This window comes from Mesorhizobium sp. 113-3-3 (assembly GCF_016756495.1).
In the GTDB taxonomy this organism is placed as follows: Bacteria; Pseudomonadota; Alphaproteobacteria; order Rhizobiales; family Rhizobiaceae; genus Mesorhizobium.
The window spans coordinates 6208910-6232762 of record NZ_AP023243.1; the positions used below are offsets into that span (position 1 = coordinate 6208910).

Sequence of the window (23853 nt, forward strand, 5' to 3'; positions counted from 1 at the left end):
CAAGGAGGCCGGCGATGATCGTTGACGACCAGCAAGCTGCTGCCTCGTTTCTGCTTGACCCCGCCTCATATGGCGCGACCGGACCCGTCGAGGCGATCGAAACCCATATCTCCCGTATTTTTCTGATCGGCGAACGCGCCTTCAAGATGAAACGCGCGGTCAAGCTGCCCTATGTCGATTTCTCGTCGCCTACCCTTAGGCTGGCCGCCTGCGAGAAGGAGGTGGAACTCAACGCGAAGACCGCGCCGGGTCTCTACCTGGGTGTGCGGCACATCACGCAGGAGGCCGACGGCAAACTGGCTTTTGACGGTCCGGGGCAAATGGTCGATGCGGCGATTGAGATGGTCCGGTTCGATCAGGCCAAGCTTCTCGACCGCATGGCAAGTGCCGGCGAACTGACGCCGGCGTTGATGACCGCGGTCGCACGCATGATCGTGGGCTACCACCGCGCCGCGCCGACGATCCACAATGGCACCGGCTCGTTCAATCTGACGGGCGTTCTCGACATCAACGAAGCCGGCTTTGGCACCAGCCACGTATTTACAAAGCCAGAGATCGAGACGTTTGCCAGGGCCTTCCGCACTGCGCTTGCCCGGTATTCCGGGTTACTCGACCACCGGGAGACCGCGGGGAAGATCCGCCGGTGCCATGGCGATCTGCACCTGCGCAACATCTGCCTCCTCGAAGGCGCGCCTCGCCTCTTCGACTGCATCGAATTCAATGACCAGATCGCGAATATCGACGTTCTGTACGACCTTGCCTTCCTGTTGATGGACCTCTGGCATCGTGGTTTTCCGCAGCTCGCCAATCTGGTCATGAACCGTTATCTTGACGAAGCCGACGACGAAGACGGTTTCATCCTGCTGCCCTTTTTCATGGCCGTGCGGGCTGCCGTGCGCGCCCACGTCACCGCGACGCAAGTAGAGGAAGGCAGCGCCGATACCGACAAGCTGACTGCCGAGGCGAGATCCTATTTCGACCTTGCCCAGACATTTCTCCGTCAAACACCGTCCAGACTTGTTGCCATCGGCGGCCTCAGCGGCTCTGGCAAGACGACGGTTGCGGAAGCGCTCGCCGCCCATGTCGGTGCGCCACCTGGCGCCCGGATTGTCGAGAGCGATCGCATACGCAAGGCGATGCACGGTGTGGCCGCCGAGACCAAACTGCCAGGCAAGGCTTATCGGCCAGCCGTGTCCGAACGGGTCTATCGCCAGATTGCCTGGCGTGCGGACCTTATTCTTTCACAAGGCGGATCGGTTGTTGCCGATGCCGTCTTCGACAGGCCGGTTGATCGCCACAGGATCGAACGCGTCGCCGCTGAAAGGGGTATCCCCTTTGCCGGATTTTGGCTGGCGGCCGATCCGCTTGTGCTTTGGCGCCGCGTCCAGGAGCGCACGGGCGGGCCGTCCGATGCCACGGTCGACATCCTCTCTCAGCAAATGCAGCGCAGTGTCGGCGCTTTGAACTGGTTGAGGATCGAGGCCGACCGGAGCGTCGCTGAAATCGCGGCGCAGATGCAGAGTCTCCCTGCGGCCACGACTGAAGTCTCTGCAGGCGAAGGGTCACTTCCATCCGCACCGTCTTTATTAAGCAGGAGAGATCATACGCCTCAACGTCCCGTCCCGTAGCCAGAATTGATGATACAGGGCGGCGACGGCATGGATGCCGATGAGGATGATGAAAGCGGGCTTGTTCAGCGAATGGATGTCGCCCCACGGATCGCCGAGGTAGAAGGCAAGCAAGCCCACGATCGGCGTCGCCAGCAGCAGGAGGTAGAACAAGCCGTGTGATGCATGGGCCGCGAGTTGCATCCAGCGCGGATTGTCGCCCGCCGGCGCTGGCGCACCGTGGAAAAGCCTCAGGATCAGGCGCAGCAGAACGAAGCCAATTATCGCAATGCCTACCCAGTAATGGGCCGACGCCAACAACTGATCGCTTGCCGATACGGTTTGGCCTTCGCCGGCAGCATCGACGACGATGGTCATGGTCTCGCCGTAGAAAACCTGGAATAAGACGAGCAGCGCAATAATCCAGTGCAGAGCGATCTGATAAATTGAGTATCCCTGTATAGTTTTATGCACTTCTTTCTCCCTCGGATTTGAAAACACACTGCGATGGCATTGAAAAGACCGCTGAAGATTGGCCGAAATTCGCCAGAATCCTCCCGGAATTGTGGCGGAGAGCTTACACTTTGGTATGATGGACTTGGTGCGTGGACACCTTGCCGTCGCAAAGACGCGTCGTGTCGCTTCGTCACCGGACATCCAACGTCGCAATCGACAAGCCGGTTTCGCTGGGGTGATGGACGATTGAGAACCCGGCCTCGCGGCACATCGCGAGCATCTTGGCATTTTCACCGAGCATGATGCCCTCGATCCGGCCAATGCCATCGGCCTTTGCATAGTCGACGATCTGCCTGAGCAATTCCCAGCCTAGGCCGTGACCCTGCAGATCCGTGCGCACCAGCAAGGCATATTCGGCGACGGAGTGGTCAGGATCGCAGGCGAGCCGGCTGATACCCGCCAAAGCGCCGGTGCTTGCTTCCAGAGCGACGAACGCCATGTTGCGGTCGTAGTCGAGCTGGGTGAAGCGCTTCAATGCCTGGTCGGAAAAGCGCTTGCGCGGCGACAGGAAACGCAGGCGCAGATCGTCTGGCGAAATCCTGGCAAGGAATTCGGGATAGAGCGCGATATCGGCCGGCTTGATTGGCCGGATGCGATAGTGCGCACCACCTGTCGAAAACTCCTTCTCCCAACCCGATGGATAGGGCCTGATGGCAAGTGCGGGATTGGGTCCAGGCTCCTCCAAGCGTTCAGGCTCGATCTCGATGCGGGCATCGAGCGCAATCACCCCAGCGGCGTCCGCCAGCAGCGGATTGATATCCATTGAAACGAGGCACGGAAAGTCGACAACCATCTGCGACAGCCCGTTGAGCGCCGCGATGATCGCCTGTCGATCCGCCGCCGCGCGATCGCGAAAGCCGTCGAGCAGTCGGCCTATCCGGGTTTGCCCGATCAGATCCCCGCCAAGAACGTCGTCAAGCGGCGGCAGCGCGATCGCCGTGTCGTCCATCACCTCGACCGCGACGCCGCCGGCGCCAAACAGGATGACCGGCCCGAAGATCTTATCCCGTTTCATCCCGAGGATGAGCTCCTGCGCCTGTTTGCGCACGACCATCGGCTGAACGGCATAGCCTTGAATATCGGCTTGCGGTGAGTGCTTGCGCACGCGCGCCTCGATGGCGCGCGCAGCCTCACCGGCGGCAGCGGCAGAAGCAATGTTGAGCACCACCCCGCCAATATCCGACTTGTGCGAGATTACCTTGGACAACAGCTTGACCACAACCTGCTCGGACGTCTCGAGGAGCCGGCCGGCCGCCGCTTTCGCTTCCTCAGGAGATCTGGCGACGATCGTCTCGGGGACCGGGATTCCGTAGGCGGAAATCGCCGCCTTGGCTTCGGGCTCGGTCAGCATTCGCCGCCCTTCCCGCGCGACCTGCCTGAATATGGAAAGCAAGGCTTCCCGATCGACCGCGACGTCCTCGCTGCGGCTTGAAGGGGTACGCATCAATGCCCGCTGGGCACGCGACCATTCACTGAGGTAGGAGACGGCCGTTGCCGCGTCAGCGGGCGTCTCGAAACTCGCTATGCCAGCCTGGTGCAGGATTTGCCGCCCTGAGCGCGCCGTGTGTTCCCCGAGCCAGCAGGTCAGGACCGGTTTGCCGCCGATCATCCCGTCTCTTGCGAGTTCTGCCACCGCACTTGCCGCGGCCAGCGGCGAGCCGAGCCCCGTTGGGCAATTCATCACCAGGACGACGTCCGTTCCGGGATCGGCCGCGACGGCTCCAACGGCGGTGGCGTAGCGTTGCGGCGGGGCGTCACCGATGATGTCGACCGGATTGGCGTGCGACCATGTCGGCGGCAGAGCGGCGTTCAGCCGTTCCATGGTGGCAGGGGAAAGCGCGGCCAATTCGCCTTTCAAGTCGATGAGCCGATCGATGGCCAAGACCCCTGCCCCGCCGCCATTGGTGACAATGCCGACGCGGGCCTGCTTGAGGGGAGTGAAACGGGCGATCGTTTCGGCGGCATCGAACAGCTCGGCAAGCCCATTGACGCGCAAGACGCCCGCGCGCAGCAACGCCGCGTCGACGACACGATCGGCCCCCGATAGCGCGCCGGTATGTGTCGCGGCCGCTTTGGCCGATTGCTCGTGCCGGCCCGATTTGATCGCGATGACCGGCTTGACGCGTGCCGCCGCGCGGGCTGCCGAGATGAACTTGCGCGGATTGGGAATGGTTTCCAGATACATCACGATGGCGCGTGTGTGCATGTCACCCGCCAGCATGTCGAGGCAATCGCCCACGTCGACATCCGCCATGTCGCCGAGAGAAACTATCTGCGAGAAGCCGACATTGTTGTCGGCGGCCCAATCGATCAGCGACGTGGCGATGGCACCGGATTGCGACAGCAGTGCGATGTTGCCCGGCCTGGCGGCCATGTGCGCAAACCCGGCATTGAGTTTCAAGGGCGGTATCATCAGCCCGACCGTGTTCGGCCCGATAATGCGGAACAGATCGGGCTTGGCGGCATCGAGCATCGCCTGACGCAAGCCGTTTTGACGTGTGAGCCCAGCGGTGATGACAACAGCTGCGCGCGTACCCTTCGCGGAAAGGTCGCGCACGATGCCGGGAACCGTCTCAGGCGGCGTCACGATGACGCCGAGGTCCGGTACCTCAGGCAGATCGGCAGCCCTGGCATAACAGCGCCGACCGGCGACTTGCGAGTATTTTGGGTTCACTGGCCATATCTCGCCCTCGAAGCCGCCGGTCACGATGTTCTCGAAAACGACGCGTCCGACAGAGCTGTCGCGCCCCGATGCCCCGACGACGGCAACCGACTTTGGGGCGAATGCATGTTCGAGGTTTCGGATCGTCACCTCTTGTATCTCCTGTTCGTTGCGACAATCGCCTGTCGCGCTCGCCGGTTCGTTGCGTTGGATCAAAGCCTCCCGGCATAATCGGATTACACATTGCGCACATTGCACGCGCTCGTCGGCGCCTGCGAAATTGGCGAGCAGCGTTCAAAATCGGGAAGCATCGCATGAACGAGTCCACCCTGCGACGCGCATTGCTGGTCATTGCCATCCTGGGTCTCGCCCTCGGCATCGGCGTCTGGCGAACCGGGCTCGGTCCTCTTGAGGCCGACACGATCTGGACGATAGCGACTTTGCCCGTGGTAGCGGCTCTCGCCATCTCCATTCTGCGTGATTTCTGGATCGGCCGCTTCGGTGTCGACGCGATTGCGCTGGTGTCGATGTCGGCCGCGCTGCTTCTTGGCCAACCGTTGGCTGCAGTGGTGGTCGCCATCATGTATGCCGGAGGCACCGTGCTCGAGGATTTTGCGCGCGGCCGCGCGGAGCGGAACCTCAAGGCACTCACCGACCGGTCGCCGCGTGTCGCTCACCGGACCTCAACGCCAGGGGCCGAGACCATCGCCGTCGAAGAGGTTGCTGTCGGCGATGTGCTTTTGGTTCGCGCAGGCGAACTGCTCCCTGTCGACGGCATTTTGCTTGATGCTTCGGCCTCACTCGACGAGTCGGCCGTCACAGGAGAGCCGCTGCCAGAACGGCGCAGCGCAGGGGATGTGCTGCGCAGCGGCACCGTCAATGCCGGCGAGACCTTCAGCATGCGGGCCTCTGCCGTCGCGGAACAAAGCACCTATGCCGCGATCGTGCGCATGGTCGCTGCAGCGCAGACCGCTAAATCCCCGTTCATTCGCATGGCCGACCGCTTTGCCCTGTTCCTTCTGCCGGTCACGTTGCTGGTTTCCGGCGCGGCCTGGTATGTTTCCGGCGACCCAATCAGAGCGCTTGCGGTGTTGGTCGTCGCCACGCCCTGTCCGCTCATCCTCGCCGCGCCCGTGGCCTTTATCGGCGGTGTGTCGCGCGCAGCACGTGCCGGCATCCTCATGAAAGGCAGCGCGGCTCTGGAAGCGCTTGCACAAGTCCGAACCGCGATCTTCGACAAGACCGGCACCTTGACCATCGGCGGCGCGGAACTCCTCGAGATCGAAGCGGCACCCGGCTGTGACTCGGACCATCTGCTGCAGCGGTTGGCATCGCTGGAACAAGCCTCGCACCATGTGCTTGCCGACTCGATCATCCGGGCGGCGCACGGCCGGCAGTTGATCCTTTCTCATCCGCGCGATGTCCGCGAGCATCGCGGAGCCGGACTGAAGGGCTGTGTCGACGATATGTCGATCGCGGCGGGGTCTCGGGCTCTCGTACTCGCCGAAAAGCCGTTGCCCGGCTGGGCGAAAGGCGGTGAGGACCGCTACCGGACCGAAGCGGTGCTGAGGGTCTTTGTTTCACTCGACAACCAGCTTGCAGGCGTTTTTACCTTCGGCGATGCCGTGCGCGCCGATGCACAAGAGACGCTTGTCAGTCTGCGGTCGGCCGGCATCAGGCGTATGGTCATGCTGACGGGCGATGACAGTACGGCAGCAAATCGTATTTCTTCCAGGCTGGACCTGGATGTTGTCGTCGCTGATGCCGTTCCCGCGGATAAGGTGGCGACGGTCGAAGCCGAGAAAGCCTTGGGACCGACAATGATGGTCGGCGACGGCATCAACGATGCCCCGGCGCTGGCGGCCGCTACGGTCGGTATCGCCATGGGCGAACGTGGAGCGACGGCCTCTTCCGAGGCCGCCGATGTCATCGTTCTCGCCGGCCGGCTGGCGCCCGTCGCCGACGCCGTGCGGATTGCCCAGCGGACGCGCGCGATCGCCCTGCAGAGCATCGTCGTCGGGCTGGCGCTGTCGGCCCTGGCCATGCTTGCGGCTGCCATGGGGCAGATCACGCCGGTAGCAGGCGCATTGCTTCAGGAAGGCATCGACGTGGCGGTTATCGTCAACGCGCTGCGCACTCTTGGCGACGGACGTCTCCGGCGCGCATAGTATGTGACCGAAAGTTGGTGACAGGCCATGGCAGAGCAAAATTTGGTGGTTTGCTGCGAATGCGGCGGCGTCAACCGCTTGCCACCCGCCCGCAACGCGCGGGAGGCAAAATGCGGAAAGTGCGCAAGCAGACTGTTTTCGGGTCACCCGCTGGACGTTGACGCGACGTCGTTCGACCATCAGGTTGCGCGCAGCAGCATCCCCGTTGTCGTCGACATCTGGGCACCCTGGTGCGGCCCCTGCAAGGCGATGGCACCCGCATATGAGGCGGCTGCGAGCGAGTTGGAGCCGCATGTCCGCTTGATAAAGCTCAATTCCGACAATGAGCAGGCCGTCGCGGCAAGGCTCGGCATTCGCGGCATCCCGACGATGATTATGTTTCATGGCGGGCGCGAAGTCGCGCGCATATCGGGCGCAATGACGGCAGGCCAGATCGTCAGGTGGGTTCGCGACCGCCTGCCGACAGTTGCCGCCTGACAGTCCGCACGCCAATGGATCCGCTCATTTCCCGGCTTGGACTGGCGCTGGCGATAGGTCTCCTCGTCGGCCTGGAACGTGGCTGGCAGGAGCGCGATGCGCCTGATCGCAGTCGCACGGCCGGAATTCGCACATTCGGCATATCGGGCCTGCTCGGCGGCGTTCTCGCCGCACTCGCCAATGCGCTCGGCGCGGTGTCGGTACTGGTCGGCGGGTTCATCGCTTTTGCGGCAATTTTCGCCTGGTACAAGGCGCGAGAAGCTGCCCACGACGAGGATTTCAGCGTCACGAGCGTGATCGCGGGCCTTGGCGTTTTCGCGCTTGGCGCGCTCTCTGTCGCCGGCGATTATCGTGCCGCCGCAGCCGGTGGGGCGGCATTGGCGGCACTCCTGGCCAGCCGTGAGCTCCTGCACGGTCTGTTGAAGCGACTGACCTGGGTCGAGCTCCGCTCAGCACTGATCCTGGCGGTAATGACCGCGATCGTCTTGCCCTTGCTGCCAAACCGGACACTGGACCCGTGGGGCGGTTTCAATCCATGGGAAGTCTGGTTCCTGACGGTGCTGATGGCCTCGATCTCTTTTGCCGGGTATGTCGCTGTTCGCATCCTGGGAACGACGCGTGGCCTGCTGGTCAGTTCGCTCGCCGGCGCGATCGTCTCTTCCACTGCCGTCACCTTGGCGCTTGCCCGCAACGCCGTCTCGGCGAGCAACGCAGTGCCGCTCGCAGGGGCAGCTTCGCTGGCTGCGATGGTTTCGGTGCTCCGCGTCTGCGTGGTGATTCTGATCATCGAGCCAAGCGTGTTCGCGCCGGTCGGCGTTCCGGCGATTGCCGCGGCGCTGGCCTTCGCCGCCTGCGGGGCATTGATGCTGTCTCGCGGCAATGGCGATGGCGAAAGTGGCGCTGTCGCGCGCAATCCATTCGAATTGGGTCCGCTGCTGCTGTTCGCCCTGCTCTTCGCGTTTGTCGCGACCGCGAGCGCTGGTCTGGCCGCGCAATTCGGCGGGCGCGGCCTGCTGGCAACCTCGGCGCTGGCAGGCACGTTCGATGTCGACGTCTCGGTGCTCGGTGCGTTGCGGCTGATCAGGCATTCGGTGCCCGTGGAGACGGTAGGCAAAGCGGTACTCGCGGCGTTGGCGGCAAATGCAATTGGCCGTTTGCTGCTCGCAATTTCTGCCGGTCCGGTCAGCTTCTGGCTGCCATTGGCCGCGGCAACCCTCGTCGCCGCGACTATCGGCATCGGCGCCATGTTGTTGACCGGCTTCTGAAGAGCGCGAGATTTCGAGCGATCTTTGACACGGATCAAGGTCAGCCGCCGCAGCCACGCTAAGATACTCCACAAAGGAGTACACCATGACCAGTCCGCAGGATCTCACCCCGAAATTCCGCCACGTCCGGCTGTTGCTTGCCCGCGAAAAAGGCCACCCGGGAGGCGATCGCGAAGAGGGCTATGACGTGCTCGCTCCCTTGACCGGCGAAGGCAAGATCGATGCCGAGGAATGGAGGTCGCACCGGGCTTCCTGCCGTGTGCGCCGCTTCCGCACCGGCGAGGAGGATCTGATCGGCCGGCTGAGGCGCAAGCCCGGCGGCCAGTGGTTTTTCGACTATGCTGACGGCGACCGCGACGACGAAATCGGCTTCCATCTCGGCGACGAGCGATTCGTGACCGGTGAGTACGTCTCGATCGAACGCAACGGCGCCATGCACACCTACCAGGTGGCAAGGGTCGAGCGCCCCTGACGCTGCACCACTACCGGCCCTTGGGAAGAGACCATGTCGATGCGGCGTATCCTGATTGTGGTCGGCCATCCCGACCCGTCCCCGGACCGGCTCTGCCGCGGTCTTGCCAAGGCCTATGGCGAAGGCGCGGAAGAGGCTGGTCACACGGTGCGCAGAGTCGATCTGGCGGCGATCGATTTTCCCATGCTGCGGACAATGCAGCAGTTTGAACACGGCAAAGTTCCTGACGAACTGAAAGAGGCCGCGGAGGCGATCGTGTGGGCCGAGCACATCGTCTTTGTCTTCCCGCTGTGGCTGGGCACGATGCCGGCATTGCTCAAGGCTTTCCTCGAACAGGTCATGCGGCCGGGAACGGCTTTCGCTTACCCGGACAAGGGCGGCGGTTTCACCAAGACACTGCTTCGCGGCCGCTCCGCGCGCGTCGTGGTGACGATGGGCATGCCCTCCACCCTTTACCGGCTTTGGTTCCTTGGCCACGGCATCGCCGGTATGCGGCGCAGCATTCTGCATTTTGTCGGCATCAGTCCCGTGCGCGAGACCTTGTTCGGCATGGCCGCCGGTGCAAGCGATGCGACCCGAACGAAATGGATCCGGCAAATGCGTGCACTGGGAGAGCGGGCCAGGTAACGCTTGGCGGTCGTCGTCGCGGCAGCGGCCTAGCCTTGTTAAGCATCTCGTTTCGTCGAAGGACTGCCTGGGTTCTGGGCCTATGGATCAACGGTGAATTCGGTCCACATGCCGGCTCCATAGTGACCCGGTACGTTGCAGATAAGCAGGTATTTTCCGGCCTTCAATTCGACGGTCAATGTGCCTGATTTGCCAGGATCAAGTTCCGAAACCTCGCCCTTGTCGCCCGCCTTGTCTTCGTCGACCCGGTTCTCGGCCTCAACGTACGGAAGCGGCTTGCCGGGATCGGCAAGGTACATCACGATCATTTCGTGGATGGTGTCCTTGGAGTCATTCTTCACATTGAATGTGACCTCTCCGGCCTTTACCGCACCTGGCAAAGCCTTGATCCCCATGGTCGCCTTGGCGAGATCGAAGCCTGGCGTTGCATAGGCAAGCCCCATCGGCATCTCCGTACTCGCGCCCTTGTCCCACAGCGAGATTTGGACAAGCGAAGCAGCCTGGACGGCGCCGGCACTGCCGGCCATGAGCATCGCCGCCGCGAGCCCGAGCGCTGCTCTCCTCGACATGGTTTTCATCGTGATCCTCTTTCAGGATGGCAGCAGAAGCGCTCTACATCCTGGCCGTCATCCTGCTTGCGGCATCACCCGCCGTCCTTGCGCCAGATCAAACCGATCGGTGCGAGCCCGATCGGCGGTGCCGACCCAGCTGTCAGCCAGTTGTCAGGTTGAACGGGTTATTTCGACCGATGACGGTCAAATCGCCGTCTGACAGGTCCGATCGAAATCCCACCCGCAGGCGCAAGATCGGCGCCCAATCCCGAATGGAGCCATTATGTATCGCACACTCGTCCTCGCCGCTCTCGCTGGCATGATTGCAGGACCAGCGCTCGCCGCCGGCGGCAGCTGCAGCACCGCCCCGAAATCACAGTTCAAGCCCAAAGCAACGCTCGAGGCGCAATTGACCGGCGAAGGGCTCACCGTCCGCCAGATCAAGGTCGAGAAGGGTTGTTATGAAGTCTACGCGGTCGACAAGGCCGGCAAGAAGGTGAACCTGGCCTACAATGCCGAGACCCTTGAAAAGCTCGACAATGCCGAAGCCGGCGAAAACTGATCGAAACGTTTCCATAGCCGCGGACGCGCAACCATCGCCGCAGATGGTGCGCGTCTGGGACCGGGCCGTGCGGAGTTTCCACTGGGCGCTTGTGCTCAGCTTCGTCACGGCCTGGCTCACCTCCCATTCCTCCGAGGACATTCACCATTGGGCCGGCTACACCGCTGCCGCGCTGGTCGCAATGCGGCTCCTATGGGGTGTTCTGGGCACGCCCTATGCACGGTTCTCTCAATTCGTGCGCGACCCGGCGACGGTGCTACGCTATTTCTCGGCAATACTGAGCGGTCGCGAAGCCCGCTACATCGGCCACAACCCGGCCGGCGGCGCAATGGTGGTCGTGCTGATCGCGGCGATGGGGTCAACCGCATTGACCGGTTGGCTGATGACAACGGACGCCTATTTCGGCGTGTCGTGGGTCGAAACGGCGCACAGCCTGAGCGCGCACGGCCTACTTGTGCTGGTCCTTTTCCATATAGGCGGCGTCGCGCTGGCAAGCTTTCGCCATCGCGAAAACCTGGTATGGGCGATGATCACCGGGCGAAAACGCAAAGCCGAGCCGGCGGACATCGCCTGACGACCTACCAATAGACCAAATCCGATTTGCGCCCTGGCTAATTTCGGGGGGCGCAAGTCGGTCGCTCCTTGTTCAACATGGCCCTGGAAGCGCGCGATGCGACAAGGGCGGCGCGGACAAGATAAGAGCCGGCATTGGTGCGTCGACCCAGAAGCCGGAACACCCAGCGCCACTCTTTTTATTCAACAACCACTTATTGACCCGCATCAAAGCTGCCGGGCCTATCTTCCTGTCTATTGCCTCCCATCAGAGCCTTCAAATTGGGGAGAGCATCATGACTACGGCTGATTTCAACATCCCTGCTGCGAAAGTCGCGACCGCGGAGCCAACGAAACTTCGATTGGGGTCCCTGACCGCATTGGTGATCGGTTCCATGGTAGGCTCCGGTGTGTTCAGCCTGCCGCAGAACATGGCTGCTGGTGCTGGTCCCCTCGCCATCCTGATTGGCTGGGCGATCACTGCGGTCGGCATGCTGGCCCTGGTCTTCGTCTATCAATCGCTTGCGACGCGCAAGCCCGATCTCGATGCCGGGCCCTATGCCTACGCCAAGGCCGGTTTCGGCCCCTTTATCGGCTTCAACAGCGCCTGGGGCTACTGGATCAGCGCCTGGGTCGGCAACGTCTCCTACGCGGTGATCGTGTTCAGCGCCCTGTCCTACTTCTTTCCGGCCTTCGGCGATGGGAACACCTGGCAGGCGGTGCTTGGCGCATCGATCCTGCTGTGGCTGATCCATGTCTTGATCCTGGCCGGCATCCGGCAGGCCGCCGTTGTGAACCTCATCGTCACGGTTGCAAAGATTGCTCCGATCGTCCTGTTCGTCGGGGTTGTTGCCGTCGCCTTCAAACTGCAGGTCTGGTCGCTCGACTTCACCGGTCTCGGCAACGCCAGTCTTGGCTCGATCACCGCGCAGGTGAAGAGCACGATGCTGGTGACGCTCTGGGTGTTCATCGGAATTGAGGGCGCCAGCGTCTTTTCCGGCCGGGCGGAGCACCGCAAGGACATCGCCACGGCGACAGTTCTCGGCTTCTTCACCTGCCTCGCGCTCTATGCCCTGGTGTCGTTGCTGTCGCTCGGCATACTGAGCCAACCCGAACTTGCGACATTGAAGAACCCTTCAATGGCCGGTGTTCTGGAGGCCGTTGTCGGCCCCTGGGGCGCCATCCTCATCAACATCGCGCTCGTCGTATCCGTGGTCGGCGCCTTCCTGAGCTGGACGCTGCTTGCGGCCGAAATTCCGCATGTCGCCGCCAAGGACGGGACAATGCCGAAGTTCTTCGGCCACGAAAGCGAACGCGGCGTGCCGTCGACCTCGCTCCTGATCACCAACTTGCTCGTCCAGGCTTTCCTGGTGATCACTTTGTTCGCGCAAAGCACCTATCAGGCGCTGTTCTATATCGCGTCGGCCGCCATTCTGGTTCCTTACATCTTTTCTGGAGCTTACGCGGCCAAGCTCGCGCTGACCGGCGAGAGCTACAAACCTGGCGAGGGCCGCGCCGGTCCGCTTTTTGCGGGATTGCTGGCAACGGTTTACGGGCTGTGGCTCGTCTATGCGGCGGGACCCGCATACCTGTTCATGTGCGCGATCCTCTATGCGCCGGGGATCATCTTCTTCATCTGGGCCCGTCGCGAAAACAAGCAGCGCGTGTTCCATACCGCCGAGGCCGCCCTCGCCGGAACCCTCATCGCGGTCGCCATCCTCGCCGTCTACGAGATGTGGACCGGCGCCGTCAGCCCACTTTGAAGGGATTGGCTCGATGACGAAGCTGGGTGTCCATTCCGAAGTCGGCCGTCTGCGCGAGGTGATGGTCCATCGCCCAGATCTGAGCCTGCGCAGGCTGACACCGGAAAACTGCAAGGCGCTGCTCTTCGACGACGTGCTGTGGGTCAAGCGGGCTCGCCAGGAACACGATGTCTTCGTCGATGCGCTGCGCGAACGCGGCGTGCTGGTGCATGCCTTCGGGGAACTCCTGGCCCAGACAATGAGCCTGGCCAGGGCCCGCGACTGGCTTCTTGACCGCCGGGTCCATCCAGGCGTCGTCGGACTCGACATGGTCGACGAGTTGCGCGGATGGCTCAACGAGATGCCGCCGGAGCAACTGTCGTCTTACCTTGTCGGGGGCATTGCGCGGGCGGAGCTTCCTTTCGAGCCCAAAGGGCTGACCGGAAGGACGCTCGCCCCTCAGGATTTCGTACTGCCGCCGCTGCCGAACCAGCTGTTCACACGCGACAGCTCCTGCTGGATCTACGGCTCGGTCTCGGTCAATCCCATGTACTGGCCCGCGCGGCGCCCGGAAGCGGCCAATGTCGAAGCCGTCTACCGGTTCCATCCCCGCTTTCGCGACAGCGGCATACCTTTCGTCTCGCCGGACCTGGGCTCCGGCACCAGCCTGGAGGGCGGTGACGTCATGCCGATCGGGGGCGGAACAGTTCTCGTCGGCATGGGCGAGCGCACCACACCGCAAGCGGTAGGCGATCTCGCGCGCAACCTGTTTGCTGCCGGCGAAGCCACGCGCGTGATTGCCGCCTTGATGCCCCGCGACCGCAGCTTCATGCATCTCGACACTGTCTTCACCTTCTGCGACCGCGACCTTGTCACCCTGTATCCGCCGGTGGTCGACCGGTTGCGCACCTTCTCGCTGCGTCCGGGCGATGCAGAGGCGGCGGTCGAGGTCATCGATGAGACAAAGCCCTTCACGACGGTGGTCGCCGAGGCCCTTGGGCTGAAGACACTACGCATCATCGCCACGGGCGGCGACCGCTACGAGGCCGAGCGCGAGCAATGGGACGATGGAAACAATGTCGTCGCGGTCGAGCCCGGCGTCGTGATCGGATACGACCGCAACGTCTACACCAACACGCTTCTGCGCCGCGCCGGCATCGAAGTGATCACCGTCGAGGGGGCCGAACTCAGCCGCGGTCGCGGCGGCGGCCACTGCATGACCTGTCCCATGGCGCGCGACCCGATCTGACCAGAAAGGATTCTCCGATGTCGATCAATCTTCACGGCCGCTCCGTCTTGACGCTGGACGATCTGACCGCAGATGAGATTCGGTTTCTTCTGAGGCTGGCGGCTGACCTCAAGGCGGCCAAGGTCGCCGGACATGAGATCCCGCGTCTTGTCAGAAAGAACATTGCGCTCATCTTCGAAAAGGATTCGACACGCACCCGGACGGGATTTGAGGTGGCAGCCTATGACCAGGGCGCCCACGTCACATATTTTGGCCCGAGCGGCAGCCATATCGGCCACAAGGAATCCATGAAAGATACAGCGCGGGTGCTGGGCCGCATGTATGACGCGATCGAGTATCGCGGTTTTGGCCAGCACCAGGCCGAGCTGCTTGCCGCGCATGCTGGCGTGCCCGTTTACAATGGCCTTACCGACGAGGCGCATCCAACGCAGATCCTTGCCGACTTCATGACGATGCGCGAATTCACGCACAAGCATCTGTCGGACATGACCGTCGCCTTTGTCGGCGAGGGCCGCGACAATGTCGCGCTGTCTTTGGCACTGGGTGCAGCCAAGGTCGGCATGGATATGCGCATTGCCTCGCCAAGGGACCTTTGGCCCGACGAAGCGTTCTGCGCCCATGTCAGGGAGCTCGCAGTACAAAGCGGCGGCCGATTCAGGCTGGATGAAGACGTGGCGAGCTGCGTCCAGGACGCCGACTTCGTCTACACCGATGTATGGATGTCGATGGGCGAGGACAAATCCGGCTGGGCGGAACGCATCCGCCTGTTGACGCCATACCGGGTCACGGGCGCAGTCATGGCAGCGACGGGCAACCCCCACGCCAAATTCATGCACTGCCTGCCGGCGTTTCATGACACCGAAACAGAAATCGGCGCCTTCATCGCCAAGGAGTATGGCATCGACTGCATGGAAGTGACCGACGAGGTCTTCGAGTCGTCGGCCTCGATCGTTTTTGATCAGGCTGAGAACCGCATGCACACGATCAAAGCCCTGCTCGTCGCCACGATCGGCACCTGAGATGCGCATCGTGGTTGCCCTTGGCGGAAACGCGCTGTTGCGGCGCGGCGAGCCGATGACCGCAGACAATCAGCGTGACAATGTCAGGCGTGCGGCATCGGCGCTGGCGGCTTTGATCGGCGAGGGCCATTCTATCGTCATCACGCATGGCAATGGGCCCCAGGTCGGGCTGCTCGCACTCCAGTCGGCGGCAGGCCCTGACGGCAGCGCCTTCCCGCTCGACGTGCTCGGCGCCGAGAGCGCCGGCATGATCGGTTACATGATCGAACAGGAGCTCGGCAACCTCATCAAGCACAGACTGTTCGCGACACTGCTCACCCAGGTCAAGGTCGACCCGACGGATCCTGGTTTTACGCATCCCACAAAGCCGATTGGGCCGGTCTACGATGAGGACACGGCGCGACGCCTCGCGACCTCGCGCGGCTGGGCGATTGCCCCGGACGGCGACAAATGGCGCAGGGTCGTGCCCTCCCCACGCCCGCTGGAGATTCTCGAAGCGGCGGTCATCGCCTACCTGGTCGATCACAATGTGACCGTGATCTGCACCGGCGGTGGCGGCGTTCCTGTGGTGGCGCGTGACGATGGCAGCCTGGGTGGCGTTGAGGCCGTCATCGACAAGGATCTGGCGAGCTCGCTACTGGCGCGGCAGCTGACAGCCGACATGCTGCTGATGCTGACCGACGTCGATGCGGTCTATGTTGGCTACGGCACAGCCGGTGCGCGTGCCCTGCGTCGTGTCAGGGCAACAGAGATATCCGGGCGCGATTATGCGGCTGGGTCAATGGGACCCAAGATCGATGCCGCGATCGAATTCGTCGATGCAACCGGCAATCCGGCAGCGATCGGCCGGCTCGAGGACGCGGTCGAGATCGTCAAAGGCCGGCAAGGCACTTGCTTCTACGCATAAGCCGCTGTCGATCTCTCGGTCCCCAGACGCGAAGGCGCAGCGGCGCGGCCTGTCGACCATAGGCGCAGGACAGGTCTCACCTGCGATTCAAGCTCTTGATGTAGGATACGATGGCGTCGATCTGACTGGGCGTGGCGACGAATTCCGGCATGTCAGGGTGGCCAGTGGAAATCCCCTCGCCGAGCGCTTCTTCCAGATCTTCAATCGGATAGCGGCTCGACAAAGTGCGGAAGGGCGGCGCATCGGGATGGGTGCTCTCGCCATTCAAGCCGACGGCATGGCACCGCGAACAGTTCGCCTCGACAAGCCTCTTGCCGCGAGCGGCCTGCGTATCGTCAGCTGCCCATGCCGGCGTCGCACAAAGAAGTGCAAGTCCAAGCAAAAGAGAGCTCCCAGCTACGGATCGAGGTTTCATTATTTTAGGATAGACGAGCTGCGAATACCCGCCTTGATCTGGCTCAAATCCGGCACGGGCGCAAGCCGGTGCCGTCTCGTTGGCAGCGTGTTTCGCAGAGCCAGGCACCTCAGGCGGCAGCGGTCGCGGCAGTCATGTCCTCGACGGTGTTGCGTGCCTCCTTGCGCATTTGGCCGGCCGCTTGCGCGGCAAACCTGGCGCCGATCGAGGCGACCTTGCCGATTTCATTCGCGTAGGAGGCGGTAGAGTTCTGGACAAAGTTGCCGACGATGTCGAACGCATCGGCAAGATCGTCGCGGGCGATCAGAGTCTCGACCAGGTTCAGGCCGGCTTCAAACCGACGGTTGAAGAAAAAAAGACCTTCGATCTGGCAACTGATCAAGGCCCCCGCCGCCTGCGCCTGCAGGGCGGCGTTCATTTGCAAAACCTTTTGCCCGGCCTTCATGAACGGAAGAAGCTCCGGCGCGCGCAACGCTTCACCCAAAACTGCGTCGGCATCCTGCAGACCGCGAGTCGTCATATCAAAACCTCACCTTCACCCGAAGCGGCCGGGTGTGACGGCCAAAGCCATAATTTATCGAAGACGGCACGCCTCTCCTGGCCGAAGCAAGTTCGAAGCAAATCGAGACACCAGCGACATAGGCAAAGCCAAGCGCGGCAGCCCATAGGACGATAGCATCTGCAGACACGGTCGTATCCTTTCGTTAATCCTGAACAGGAATGACAGAACAGCCGCCCAAAACATTGATCCCGATCAAGCCGATCATGGTCGAGCAACCGTCATGACAGCCCCGGCGCCTACGGCCGACGAGCCTGCGCGACGGATGGCGCGACTATGGCGTAGATGGTTGACCGGTGCCTGAAGCACCGCATATCCAGCGTCTTTCGCCGCCTTTGATCGCCGTCAAGGCAAGCGCAAATCGCGCAAGCTAGTTTCAGACATCGAAACAATGATCAGGCGCGATGCAAATGGGCTACAAATCCATCCTCTTGAACGTCGACATCGACGGCCCGATCGAACCGATTGCCAAGGCGGGGATAGATCTCGCCAAGAGATTCGATGCCCGGCTGATCGGGTGCTGTGCGGCCGACGCGCCCTTACCGGTGACAATGGCACCGGAGGGCGCCGAGTTGGCGGCCGAGTTGTGGGAGCAGTCGAAGGAAGAAATCCGGCAACGATGCAAGGATCTGCGCAGCCAGTTCGATGGCCTCGCCGCTGGGAGGGTGTCGACGGAATGGCGGGGCGCGGTGGACAATCCGAACCACAGCCTGGCCATCAATGCGCGCGCCGCCGACCTTATCCTGACGAACGCCTCCCAAGGCGTATTGACTGGAAATGCCTACAGGGTTGCCGACCCGGCAACGGCGGTGTTGCGCGCCGGCAGGCCGGTGATTGTTGTCGCGCATGGCGCCCAGGATGTGCCGGCGCGCAAGATCGTGGTCGCTTGGAAAGACACGCGCGAAGCAAGACGAGCCATGGCGGACGCCGTGCCGCTGATGCTCGGCGCCAAGGAGGTCGTGCTGGCAACGATCGACCCTCATCCAACCGACTGGTTGGAGGAGAGCATGAAGGATGCTGCGGGCTTCCTGCTCCATCATGGCGTCAGAGCGCGCACGGAAGTGCTAAAGGCCAAGGACGAGCCCGCCGCGCTCAGTGATTTCATCCGCTCGGTCGGCGCCGACCTGATCGTCTCGGGTGCCTATGGCCACAGCCGCCTGAGGGAATGGGTTTTCGGCGGGATGACCCGTTCGCTGCTTGACGATGTCTGGCTCAGCCGCTTCATGTCGAGCTGATTGCGTCACGGACCTCGGCCTTGACGCCCAAGCCCTGCGTAACGTTTTGACCCGAGGCGCGACGCGCGGCTGCGCGGATTTCATGCGTACGCTCTGCCTATCAAGGTTCGGTGCAACCAAGCGACTAAGTAGTTTCCCTTAGGGACATAAACGAATTTCGGCCGGTTCGAATTTGCGCGATTTCTGTTGTCACGGATCAACCGGGAACACAGCCATGTACGCTCAACAGATCGCCAATATCGAACTGCCTACGCAGCAGAACCCTTTTGCTCTGCTCGATGCGACGCAGCCGGTAAGCTTCTTCCCGGCGGGTACGGAGATCTACGCCCAAGGCGAAAAGGCAGGGCCGCTTTACCAAGTCGAATTCGGCGCCGTGCGTGTCTACCGCCTTCTGGCCGATGGCCGCCGGCAGATCAGCGCCTTCCATATGGCCGGAGAGACATTCGGCTTCGAAGCCGACGCCACCCATCATTTCTTCGCCGAGGCGATCAATGCGACCGGCATCCGGGTTTTCCGGATCGCCGCGGCCGCGGATATGTCCCGGCAGCTGCTGCCACTGGCGCTCAAGGGTCTCGTCAGAGCCCAGGAACATCTGCTGGTGCTTGGCCGCCAGAATGCCATCGAGCGCGTCGCGGCCTTCCTGGTCGACATGGCGGAGCGCCAGGGCGGCCTGCGCCAGGTCGAGTTGCCGATGTCGCGCATGGATATTGGCGACTATCTCGGCCTCACCATCGAGACCGTGTCGCGGGTGTTCACCCGCCTGAAGGACAAGGGCGTCATTCGCCTGCTTGGCCTGCGCAGCCTCGAGATCCTCAAGCAGGACGTGCTCCTCGACATGGGCGAATAAAGCGGCGCGGCCACAGCCTCCCAGACCAAAATGCCCGCAAGGGCAAGCCAAGGACCGAAGACGATGAAAACCATCCTTACCACGCACTCAGGATTCCGCTTTGACGTTCGCGAGGCCCGCCCCGAGGACGAGCCGACACTTGCAGAGTTCTTCACGCACGTAACGCCCGAGGATCTGCGCTTCCGCTTTCTTGGCGCCGTGCGGGAAGTTTCGCACGAGAGGCTGGTTGCGATGACCCGCTCCGACGACGCGCATATCCATAATTTCCTGGCGTTTGGACCGGACGGAATGTTGATCGCGGTGGCGACGCTGGCCAGCGATCCGGCCGATCGGCGCGGCGAGGTCGCCATCTGCATCCGCGATGACCGCAAACATCTGGGCGTCAGCTGGGAATTGCTCGCCCACGTCGCGCGCTACGCGGACAAGCACGGCCTCGAAACGATCGAATCGATCGAAAATCGCGAGAACCGGGCGGCGATCGAACTTGAGCGCGAGATGGGTTTCACGGTCACGGCTGACCCCGACGATGCGACCCTCGTTCTGGTTCAGCGCAAGCGTGGCGCCAGCTTGCCCGCATAGGTCCGTGAATCCCATCCAGCCGCAAGAAGACCTGCTTAGAATGCAAGCAGGTCTCGCGCCACGGCGACCTCCTCATCGGCCGGAATGACAAGAATATCGACACGTGACGTCGCGGCGCTGACGAGTTCGCCGCCGCTTCGGTTCAACCCTTCGTCAAGCGCCAGGCCAAGCCATGCGGCAGCCTCGCAGATCTTGTGCCGGATCAGGGGCGCGTGCTCACCAATACCTGCGGTGAACACCAAAGTGTCGAGGCCGCCTAGCGCGGCAGCCAGCGATCCGATTTCTCGCCCGACGCGATAGACAAAGAGATCGACGGCTTCAACAGCCGCAGCGTCTTTGGAGTCGAGCAAAGTCTGCATGTCCCCGGAAATGCCGGACACGCCCAGCAGGCCTGAACGCTCGTAGAGAAGGTCGTTCAGTTCATCGGCAGATAGGGTCTTGCTACGCAGAAGATGAAGGATCACGCCCGGATCGAGCGCACCGCAGCGGGTGCTCATGACGAGACCATCGAGCGTCGAAAATCCCATTGTGGTCGCCACACTTGCCCCTTCCCGCATGGCACAGAGGCTTGCGCCGCTGCCGAGATGGGCAACGATCGCGCGACCGCCGGCGCCCGTGCCGTACCGTTCCCGCAGCATCCCCGCGATGTGACTGTAAGACAGTCCGTGGAAGCCGTAGGAGACGATTCCCTGCTCCGCCAGGTCGCGCGGCAGACCGTAGATCTTGGCGAGCGCCGGCCGGGTCGCATGAAATGCCGTATCGAAGCAGCCGACCTGCACGGCATGCGGCAGCAGCTCAGCTGCCAGCTTCACGATCTCAAGATTGACCGCCTGGTGGATCGGCGCAAGTGGCTCCAGCCGGCGCAGAACCGCAAGAGTTTTTGCCTCGAGCCGGACCGCATGTGTGAAGGTTTGGCCGCCATGAACGATGCGATGGCCGATCTTGCCGATGCGGCCGAGGAGATTGCGATCGGCGAGCAGCGAGGCCACCACCGAAAATGCGTCGGCGATCGCGATCGGCCCATCGCCGACGCTCGTGTCGATGGCGGACGCCGCCGCCGTGGCCATGGTGCGCAGTCTGGGATTTCGGCCGAGTGAAGACACGCTGCCGCGCAACAGCAGGGGAAGCGTCCCCTGCTCCTCGAAGACGGCGAACTTCAAGCTGGATGAGCCGCCATTAAGAACCAGCACCGCATCAGTCATGGTCGGCCTGGCGCCAGCTTACGGGACCCACTTCCAGCCGAGAATCTCCGGCATGTCCTGCCCGTGGGCGCGGATATAGGCGCGATGCTCAATCAGCTTTCCTTCCATCGCGTGTTTGAGCCCGACATGGGCGCCGCTCGGCTCGGGAATCCGGTCGAGCACGCTGAGCACAAGATGATACCTGTCGAGGCCGTTGAGTACAGTCATGTCGAAGGGCGTTGTGGTCGTGCCTTCTTCATTGTAGCCGCGCACATGAATGTTCTGGTGGTTGTTCCGTCGGTACGTCAGGCGATGGATGGTCCAGGGATAACCGTGATAGGCGAAGATCACTGGCTTGTCCTTGCTGAACAGGGCGTCGAAGTCGCGGTCCGACAGGCCGTGCGGATGATGTTCCTTGGGCTGCAGGGTCATCAGGTCGACAATGTTGACCACCCTGATCCGCAGATCCGGAATATGCTCTTTCAGGATCTGCACCGCGGCAAGCGTCTCCAGCGTCGGCACGTCGCCGGCGCAGGCCATGACCACGTCCGGCTCGGCGCCGTGGTCAGTCGAGGCCCACTCCCATATCCCCACGCCCGCGTTGCAGTGGACGATCGCCTGCTCGAGGCCCAGCCACTGCCAGGATGGCGCCTTGCCGGCGACAATGACGTTGATGCGGTTCCAGGTCTTGAGCACATGATCGGTCACGCACAGCAGGCTGTTGGCATCCGGCGGCAGATAGACACGCACGACATCTGCCTTCTTGTTCAGGGCGACGTCGATGAAGCCTGGATCCTGATGGCTGAAGCCATTGTGTTCCTGGTGCCAGACGTGACTGGACAAGAGGTAATTCAGGGACGCAACGGGCTGGCGCCAAGGCAGCTTGCGGCAGGCATCCAGCCATTTGGCATGCTGGTTGAACATGGAATCGATGATGTGCGTGAAGGCCTCGTAGCACGAGAAGAAGCCATGCCGGCCGGTCAGCAGATAGCCTTCCAGCCAGCCCTGGCAGGTATGCTCGGACAGGATCTCGATCACCCGGCCGTCTCGCCCGAGATGGACGTCCTCTGGAAGGATCTCGTCCATCCAGGCGCGTTCCGTCACCTCAAAGACATCCTGGAGCCGATTGGACGCCGTCTCGTCGGGGCCAACGATGCGGAAGTTCCTGGCATCCTGGTTGAGCGCCATCACGTCGCGCAGGAAGTGGCCCATGATCCGCGTCGATTCTGTCTTCACGGCGCCGGGGCGCGCGACCGCTATGGCATGCTGATCAAGGCCGGGCAAATCGAGAGAACGCCGCAGCAGGCCGCCATTGGCATGCGGGTTGGCGCTCATGCGCCGTGAGCCCTGCGGAGCAGTCGCGCGGATCGTCGGCGCTGGAGCACCTGTTGCGTCAAACAGCTCTTCAGGCCGGTAGCTGCGCATCCAATCCTCGAGCATCTTCAGATGCGCCGGGTTTTCGGCGAGACCCGACAAGGGAACCTGATGCGCGCGCCAGAAACCTTCGGTCTTCAATCCGTCGACTTCCTTGGGCCCGGTCCAGCCCTTCGGGCTGCGCAGCACGATCATCGGCCATCTCGGCCGCGACTGGACAATGGCGCCGCTGCTGCGCGCAGTTTCCTGGATCGCCTTGATGCGGTCGAGCGCTTCGTCGAGCACGACCGCCATCTTTTCATGCATCAGGGCCGGGTCGTGGCCTTCGACGAACAGCGGCTCATAGCCGTAGCCTACGAACAGCGCGCGCAGTTCCTCTTCGGGGATCCGGGCGAGAATGGTCGGATTGGCAATCTTGTAGCCGTTGAGATGCAGGATCGGCAGCACCGCACCGTCATGCGCCGGATTGAGGAATTTGTTGGAATGCCAGGCGGTGGCAAGCGGTCCGGTTTCCGCCTCGCCGTCTCCGACCACGCAAGCGACGATGAGGTCGGGGTTGTCGAATGCCGCGCCATAGGCATGCGAGAGCGAATATCCCAATTCGCCTCCCTCGTGGATTGAGCCCGGCACATCCGGCGCCGCATGGCTGGGGATGCCGCCTGGAAAGGAGAACTGGCGAAACAACTTCTTCATGCCGGTTTCATCCAGCGAGATGTCCGGATTGAGCTCGCTGTACGTGCCCTCCAGATAGGTGTTTGCAACCATGGCAGGCCCGCCGTGACCGGGGCCGCAGACATAGATGACGTTGGCGTCGCGCTGCCTGATGGCGCGGTTGAGATGCGCATAGATGAAGCTGAGACCAGGCGAGGTCCCCCAATGGCCAAGCAGTCGCGGCTTGACATGCTCGAGCCGCAGAGGTTCGCGCAGCAGCGGATTGTCGAGCAGGTAGATCTGGCCGATGGTCAGGTAGTTGGCGGCACGCCAATAGGCGTCGAGATCGCGCAGCTCCTGTGCGGACAAGCGGTTGGCGTCAGCCGCGGGTCTCGAATGATCGTCCATTTTCCTGTTCCTCTGCATTCGCGAAAATCCTGGCTACCGTCCAACGCAAACCAGCGGGTTGAGTTCGTTTCGACGCTTTCAATCCGATGTCGGCGGGAACCGTCGCACACATCTACCGCGACTCTGTGACCGTCGCTGTCACCTAACGGCTGCGATCCTTTCTGGATCCCAGCTGAAATCCCGGTCGACTGGTTTCGTTTCTAGGTCGGCGGGGTGCGCGCGGCATTG

General features: G+C 62.5%; 22 protein-coding genes. 15 read left to right on the top strand and 7 right to left on the bottom strand.

From position 1 onward, the window contains the following. Positions 1–14 precede the first annotated feature (14 nt). Positions 15–1628 carry a bifunctional aminoglycoside phosphotransferase/ATP-binding protein gene (locus tag JG746_RS30120; protein WP_202356044.1) on the top strand — a complete coding sequence of 538 codons (1614 nt, stop codon included), beginning with the start codon at positions 15–17 and terminating at the stop codon, positions 1626–1628. Here the strand turns inward: JG746_RS30120 and JG746_RS30125 are convergent. After that, a complete protein-coding gene (locus JG746_RS30125; RefSeq protein WP_202356045.1) occupies positions 1587–2081 on the bottom strand; it encodes a cytochrome b in 495 nt (164 codons plus the stop codon). The two genes, JG746_RS30120 and JG746_RS30125, sit on opposite strands and share 42 nt — an antisense overlap. A 172-nt stretch (positions 2082–2253) precedes the next feature. Continuing rightward, on the bottom strand, positions 2254–4935 hold the full coding sequence (locus JG746_RS30130; protein WP_202356046.1) for a bifunctional acetate--CoA ligase family protein/GNAT family N-acetyltransferase: 2682 nt from the start codon (positions 4933–4935) through the stop codon (positions 2254–2256). A 164-nt stretch (positions 4936–5099) separates the two neighbouring features. Between JG746_RS30130 and JG746_RS30135 the strand changes: the two genes are divergently transcribed. The 5 genes from JG746_RS30135 (at position 5100) to JG746_RS30155 (ending at position 9794) form a co-directional block, all read left to right on the top strand. Further along, entirely contained in the window at positions 5100–6953 is a 1854-nt protein-coding gene (locus JG746_RS30135) for a heavy metal translocating P-type ATPase (RefSeq protein WP_202359535.1), read from the top strand. A 27-nt stretch (positions 6954–6980) separates the two neighbouring features. Next, positions 6981–7430 carry a thioredoxin TrxC gene (gene trxC / locus JG746_RS30140; RefSeq protein ID WP_202356047.1) on the top strand — a complete coding sequence of 150 codons (450 nt, stop codon included), beginning with the start codon at positions 6981–6983 and terminating at the stop codon, positions 7428–7430. A 14-nt stretch (positions 7431–7444) separates the two neighbouring features. Then, entirely contained in the window at positions 7445–8695 is a 1251-nt protein-coding gene (locus JG746_RS30145; protein ID WP_202356048.1) for an MgtC/SapB family protein, read from the top strand. Positions 8696–8780: 85 nt separating this feature from the next. Continuing rightward, the gene (locus JG746_RS30150) at positions 8781–9167 is read left to right on the top strand and encodes a hypothetical protein (RefSeq protein ID WP_202356049.1); all 387 of its coding nucleotides are present in this window, start codon (positions 8781–8783) and stop codon (positions 9165–9167) included. 33 nt (positions 9168–9200) lie between these two features. Beyond that, on the top strand, positions 9201–9794 hold the full coding sequence (locus JG746_RS30155; protein ID WP_202356050.1) for an NAD(P)H-dependent oxidoreductase: 594 nt from the start codon (positions 9201–9203) through the stop codon (positions 9792–9794). A gap of 80 nt (positions 9795–9874) precedes the next feature. Here JG746_RS30155 and JG746_RS30160 read toward each other — a convergent pair whose 3' ends face one another. Beyond that, positions 9875–10372, bottom strand: a complete 498-nt coding sequence (locus JG746_RS30160) for a cupredoxin domain-containing protein (RefSeq protein WP_202356051.1) — start codon at positions 10370–10372, stop codon at positions 9875–9877. A gap of 256 nt (positions 10373–10628) precedes the next feature. Here JG746_RS30160 and JG746_RS30165 point away from each other — a divergent pair, with 256 nt between their 5' ends. From JG746_RS30165 to arcC, 6 genes are all read left to right on the top strand, one after another. Next, positions 10629–10907: a PepSY domain-containing protein gene (locus JG746_RS30165; RefSeq protein ID WP_056587822.1), complete on the top strand. Its 279-nt coding sequence runs from the start codon at positions 10629–10631 to the stop codon at positions 10905–10907. Further along, on the top strand, positions 10885–11481 hold the full coding sequence (locus JG746_RS30170; protein ID WP_342216520.1) for a cytochrome b/b6 domain-containing protein: 597 nt from the start codon (positions 10885–10887) through the stop codon (positions 11479–11481). The genes JG746_RS30165 and JG746_RS30170 overlap by 23 nt, the downstream gene beginning before the upstream one ends. 274 nt (positions 11482–11755) lie before the next feature. Further along, a complete protein-coding gene (gene arcD, locus JG746_RS30175) occupies positions 11756–13222 on the top strand; it encodes an arginine-ornithine antiporter (RefSeq protein ID WP_202356052.1) in 1467 nt (488 codons plus the stop codon). A 13-nt stretch (positions 13223–13235) separates the two neighbouring features. Continuing rightward, the gene (locus JG746_RS30180; protein ID WP_202356053.1) at positions 13236–14450 is read left to right on the top strand and encodes an arginine deiminase; all 1215 of its coding nucleotides are present in this window, start codon (positions 13236–13238) and stop codon (positions 14448–14450) included. Positions 14451–14467: 17 nt separating this feature from the next. Next, positions 14468–15469, top strand: a complete 1002-nt coding sequence (gene argF, locus JG746_RS30185; RefSeq protein WP_202356054.1) for an ornithine carbamoyltransferase — start codon at positions 14468–14470, stop codon at positions 15467–15469. A 1-nt stretch (position 15470) separates the two neighbouring features. Beyond that, positions 15471–16376 (top strand): carbamate kinase, encoded by a 906-nt coding sequence (arcC, locus tag JG746_RS30190; RefSeq protein WP_202356055.1) that lies wholly within the window; start codon positions 15471–15473, stop codon positions 16374–16376. 76 nt (positions 16377–16452) lie between these two features. On the opposite strand, the gene JG746_RS37865 is transcribed toward arcC, so the two are convergent. Together JG746_RS37865 and JG746_RS30200 are read right to left on the bottom strand one after the other, a co-directional pair. After that, positions 16453–16644 (bottom strand): hypothetical protein, encoded by a 192-nt coding sequence (locus tag JG746_RS37865; RefSeq protein ID WP_446721127.1) that lies wholly within the window; start codon positions 16642–16644, stop codon positions 16453–16455. 256 nt (positions 16645–16900) lie between these two features. Beyond that, the gene (locus JG746_RS30200) at positions 16901–17311 is read right to left on the bottom strand and encodes a phasin family protein (protein ID WP_202356057.1); all 411 of its coding nucleotides are present in this window, start codon (positions 17309–17311) and stop codon (positions 16901–16903) included. 449 nt (positions 17312–17760) lie between these two features. Between JG746_RS30200 and JG746_RS30205 the strand changes: the two genes are divergently transcribed. From JG746_RS30205 to JG746_RS30215, 3 genes are all read left to right on the top strand, one after another. After that, the gene (locus tag JG746_RS30205; RefSeq protein ID WP_202356058.1) at positions 17761–18585 is read left to right on the top strand and encodes a universal stress protein; all 825 of its coding nucleotides are present in this window, start codon (positions 17761–17763) and stop codon (positions 18583–18585) included. 214 nt (positions 18586–18799) lie between these two features. Further along, a complete protein-coding gene (locus JG746_RS30210; RefSeq protein WP_202356059.1) occupies positions 18800–19432 on the top strand; it encodes a helix-turn-helix domain-containing protein in 633 nt (210 codons plus the stop codon). Between the two features lie 63 nt (positions 19433–19495). Continuing rightward, positions 19496–20011 carry a GNAT family N-acetyltransferase gene (locus JG746_RS30215; RefSeq protein WP_202356060.1) on the top strand — a complete coding sequence of 172 codons (516 nt, stop codon included), beginning with the start codon at positions 19496–19498 and terminating at the stop codon, positions 20009–20011. A 35-nt stretch (positions 20012–20046) separates the two neighbouring features. Here JG746_RS30215 and JG746_RS30220 read toward each other — a convergent pair whose 3' ends face one another. Both JG746_RS30220 and JG746_RS30225 read right to left on the bottom strand, forming a co-directional pair. Next, positions 20047–21213, bottom strand: a complete 1167-nt coding sequence (locus JG746_RS30220) for an acetate/propionate family kinase (RefSeq protein WP_202356061.1) — start codon at positions 21211–21213, stop codon at positions 20047–20049. A gap of 18 nt (positions 21214–21231) precedes the next feature. After that, positions 21232–23625 (bottom strand): phosphoketolase family protein, encoded by a 2394-nt coding sequence (locus JG746_RS30225; RefSeq protein ID WP_202356062.1) that lies wholly within the window; start codon positions 23623–23625, stop codon positions 21232–21234. Positions 23626–23853: the final 228 nt, after the last annotated feature.

Bases quoted from the DNA above. Each gene is read 5' to 3' on its own strand.
- JG746_RS30120 (WP_202356044.1), top strand. From the start codon at position 15: ATGATCGTTGACGACCAGCAAGCTGCTGCCTCGTTTCTGCTTGACCCC.
- JG746_RS30135 (WP_202359535.1), top strand. From the start codon at position 5,100: ATGAACGAGTCCACCCTGCGACGCGCATTGCTGGTCATTGCCATCCTG.
- trxC (WP_202356047.1), top strand. From the start codon at position 6,981: ATGGCAGAGCAAAATTTGGTGGTTTGCTGCGAATGCGGCGGCGTCAAC.
- JG746_RS30145 (WP_202356048.1), top strand. From the start codon at position 7,445: ATGGATCCGCTCATTTCCCGGCTTGGACTGGCGCTGGCGATAGGTCTC.
- JG746_RS30150 (WP_202356049.1), top strand. From the start codon at position 8,781: ATGACCAGTCCGCAGGATCTCACCCCGAAATTCCGCCACGTCCGGCTG.
- JG746_RS30155 (WP_202356050.1), top strand. From the start codon at position 9,201: ATGTCGATGCGGCGTATCCTGATTGTGGTCGGCCATCCCGACCCGTCC.
- JG746_RS30160 (WP_202356051.1), bottom strand. From the start codon at position 10,372: ATGAAAACCATGTCGAGGAGAGCAGCGCTCGGGCTCGCGGCGGCGATG.
- JG746_RS30165 (WP_056587822.1), top strand. From the start codon at position 10,629: ATGTATCGCACACTCGTCCTCGCCGCTCTCGCTGGCATGATTGCAGGA.
- JG746_RS30170 (WP_342216520.1), top strand. From the start codon at position 10,885: ATGCCGAAGCCGGCGAAAACTGATCGAAACGTTTCCATAGCCGCGGAC.
- arcD (WP_202356052.1), top strand. From the start codon at position 11,756: ATGACTACGGCTGATTTCAACATCCCTGCTGCGAAAGTCGCGACCGCG.
- JG746_RS30180 (WP_202356053.1), top strand. From the start codon at position 13,236: ATGACGAAGCTGGGTGTCCATTCCGAAGTCGGCCGTCTGCGCGAGGTG.
- argF (WP_202356054.1), top strand. From the start codon at position 14,468: ATGTCGATCAATCTTCACGGCCGCTCCGTCTTGACGCTGGACGATCTG.
- arcC (WP_202356055.1), top strand. From the start codon at position 15,471: ATGCGCATCGTGGTTGCCCTTGGCGGAAACGCGCTGTTGCGGCGCGGC.
- JG746_RS30200 (WP_202356057.1), bottom strand. From the start codon at position 17,311: ATGACGACTCGCGGTCTGCAGGATGCCGACGCAGTTTTGGGTGAAGCG.
- JG746_RS30205 (WP_202356058.1), top strand. From the start codon at position 17,761: ATGGGCTACAAATCCATCCTCTTGAACGTCGACATCGACGGCCCGATC.
- JG746_RS30210 (WP_202356059.1), top strand. From the start codon at position 18,800: ATGTACGCTCAACAGATCGCCAATATCGAACTGCCTACGCAGCAGAAC.
- JG746_RS30215 (WP_202356060.1), top strand. From the start codon at position 19,496: ATGAAAACCATCCTTACCACGCACTCAGGATTCCGCTTTGACGTTCGC.
- JG746_RS30220 (WP_202356061.1), bottom strand. From the start codon at position 21,213: ATGACTGATGCGGTGCTGGTTCTTAATGGCGGCTCATCCAGCTTGAAG.
- JG746_RS30225 (WP_202356062.1), bottom strand. From the start codon at position 23,625: ATGGACGATCATTCGAGACCCGCGGCTGACGCCAACCGCTTGTCCGCA.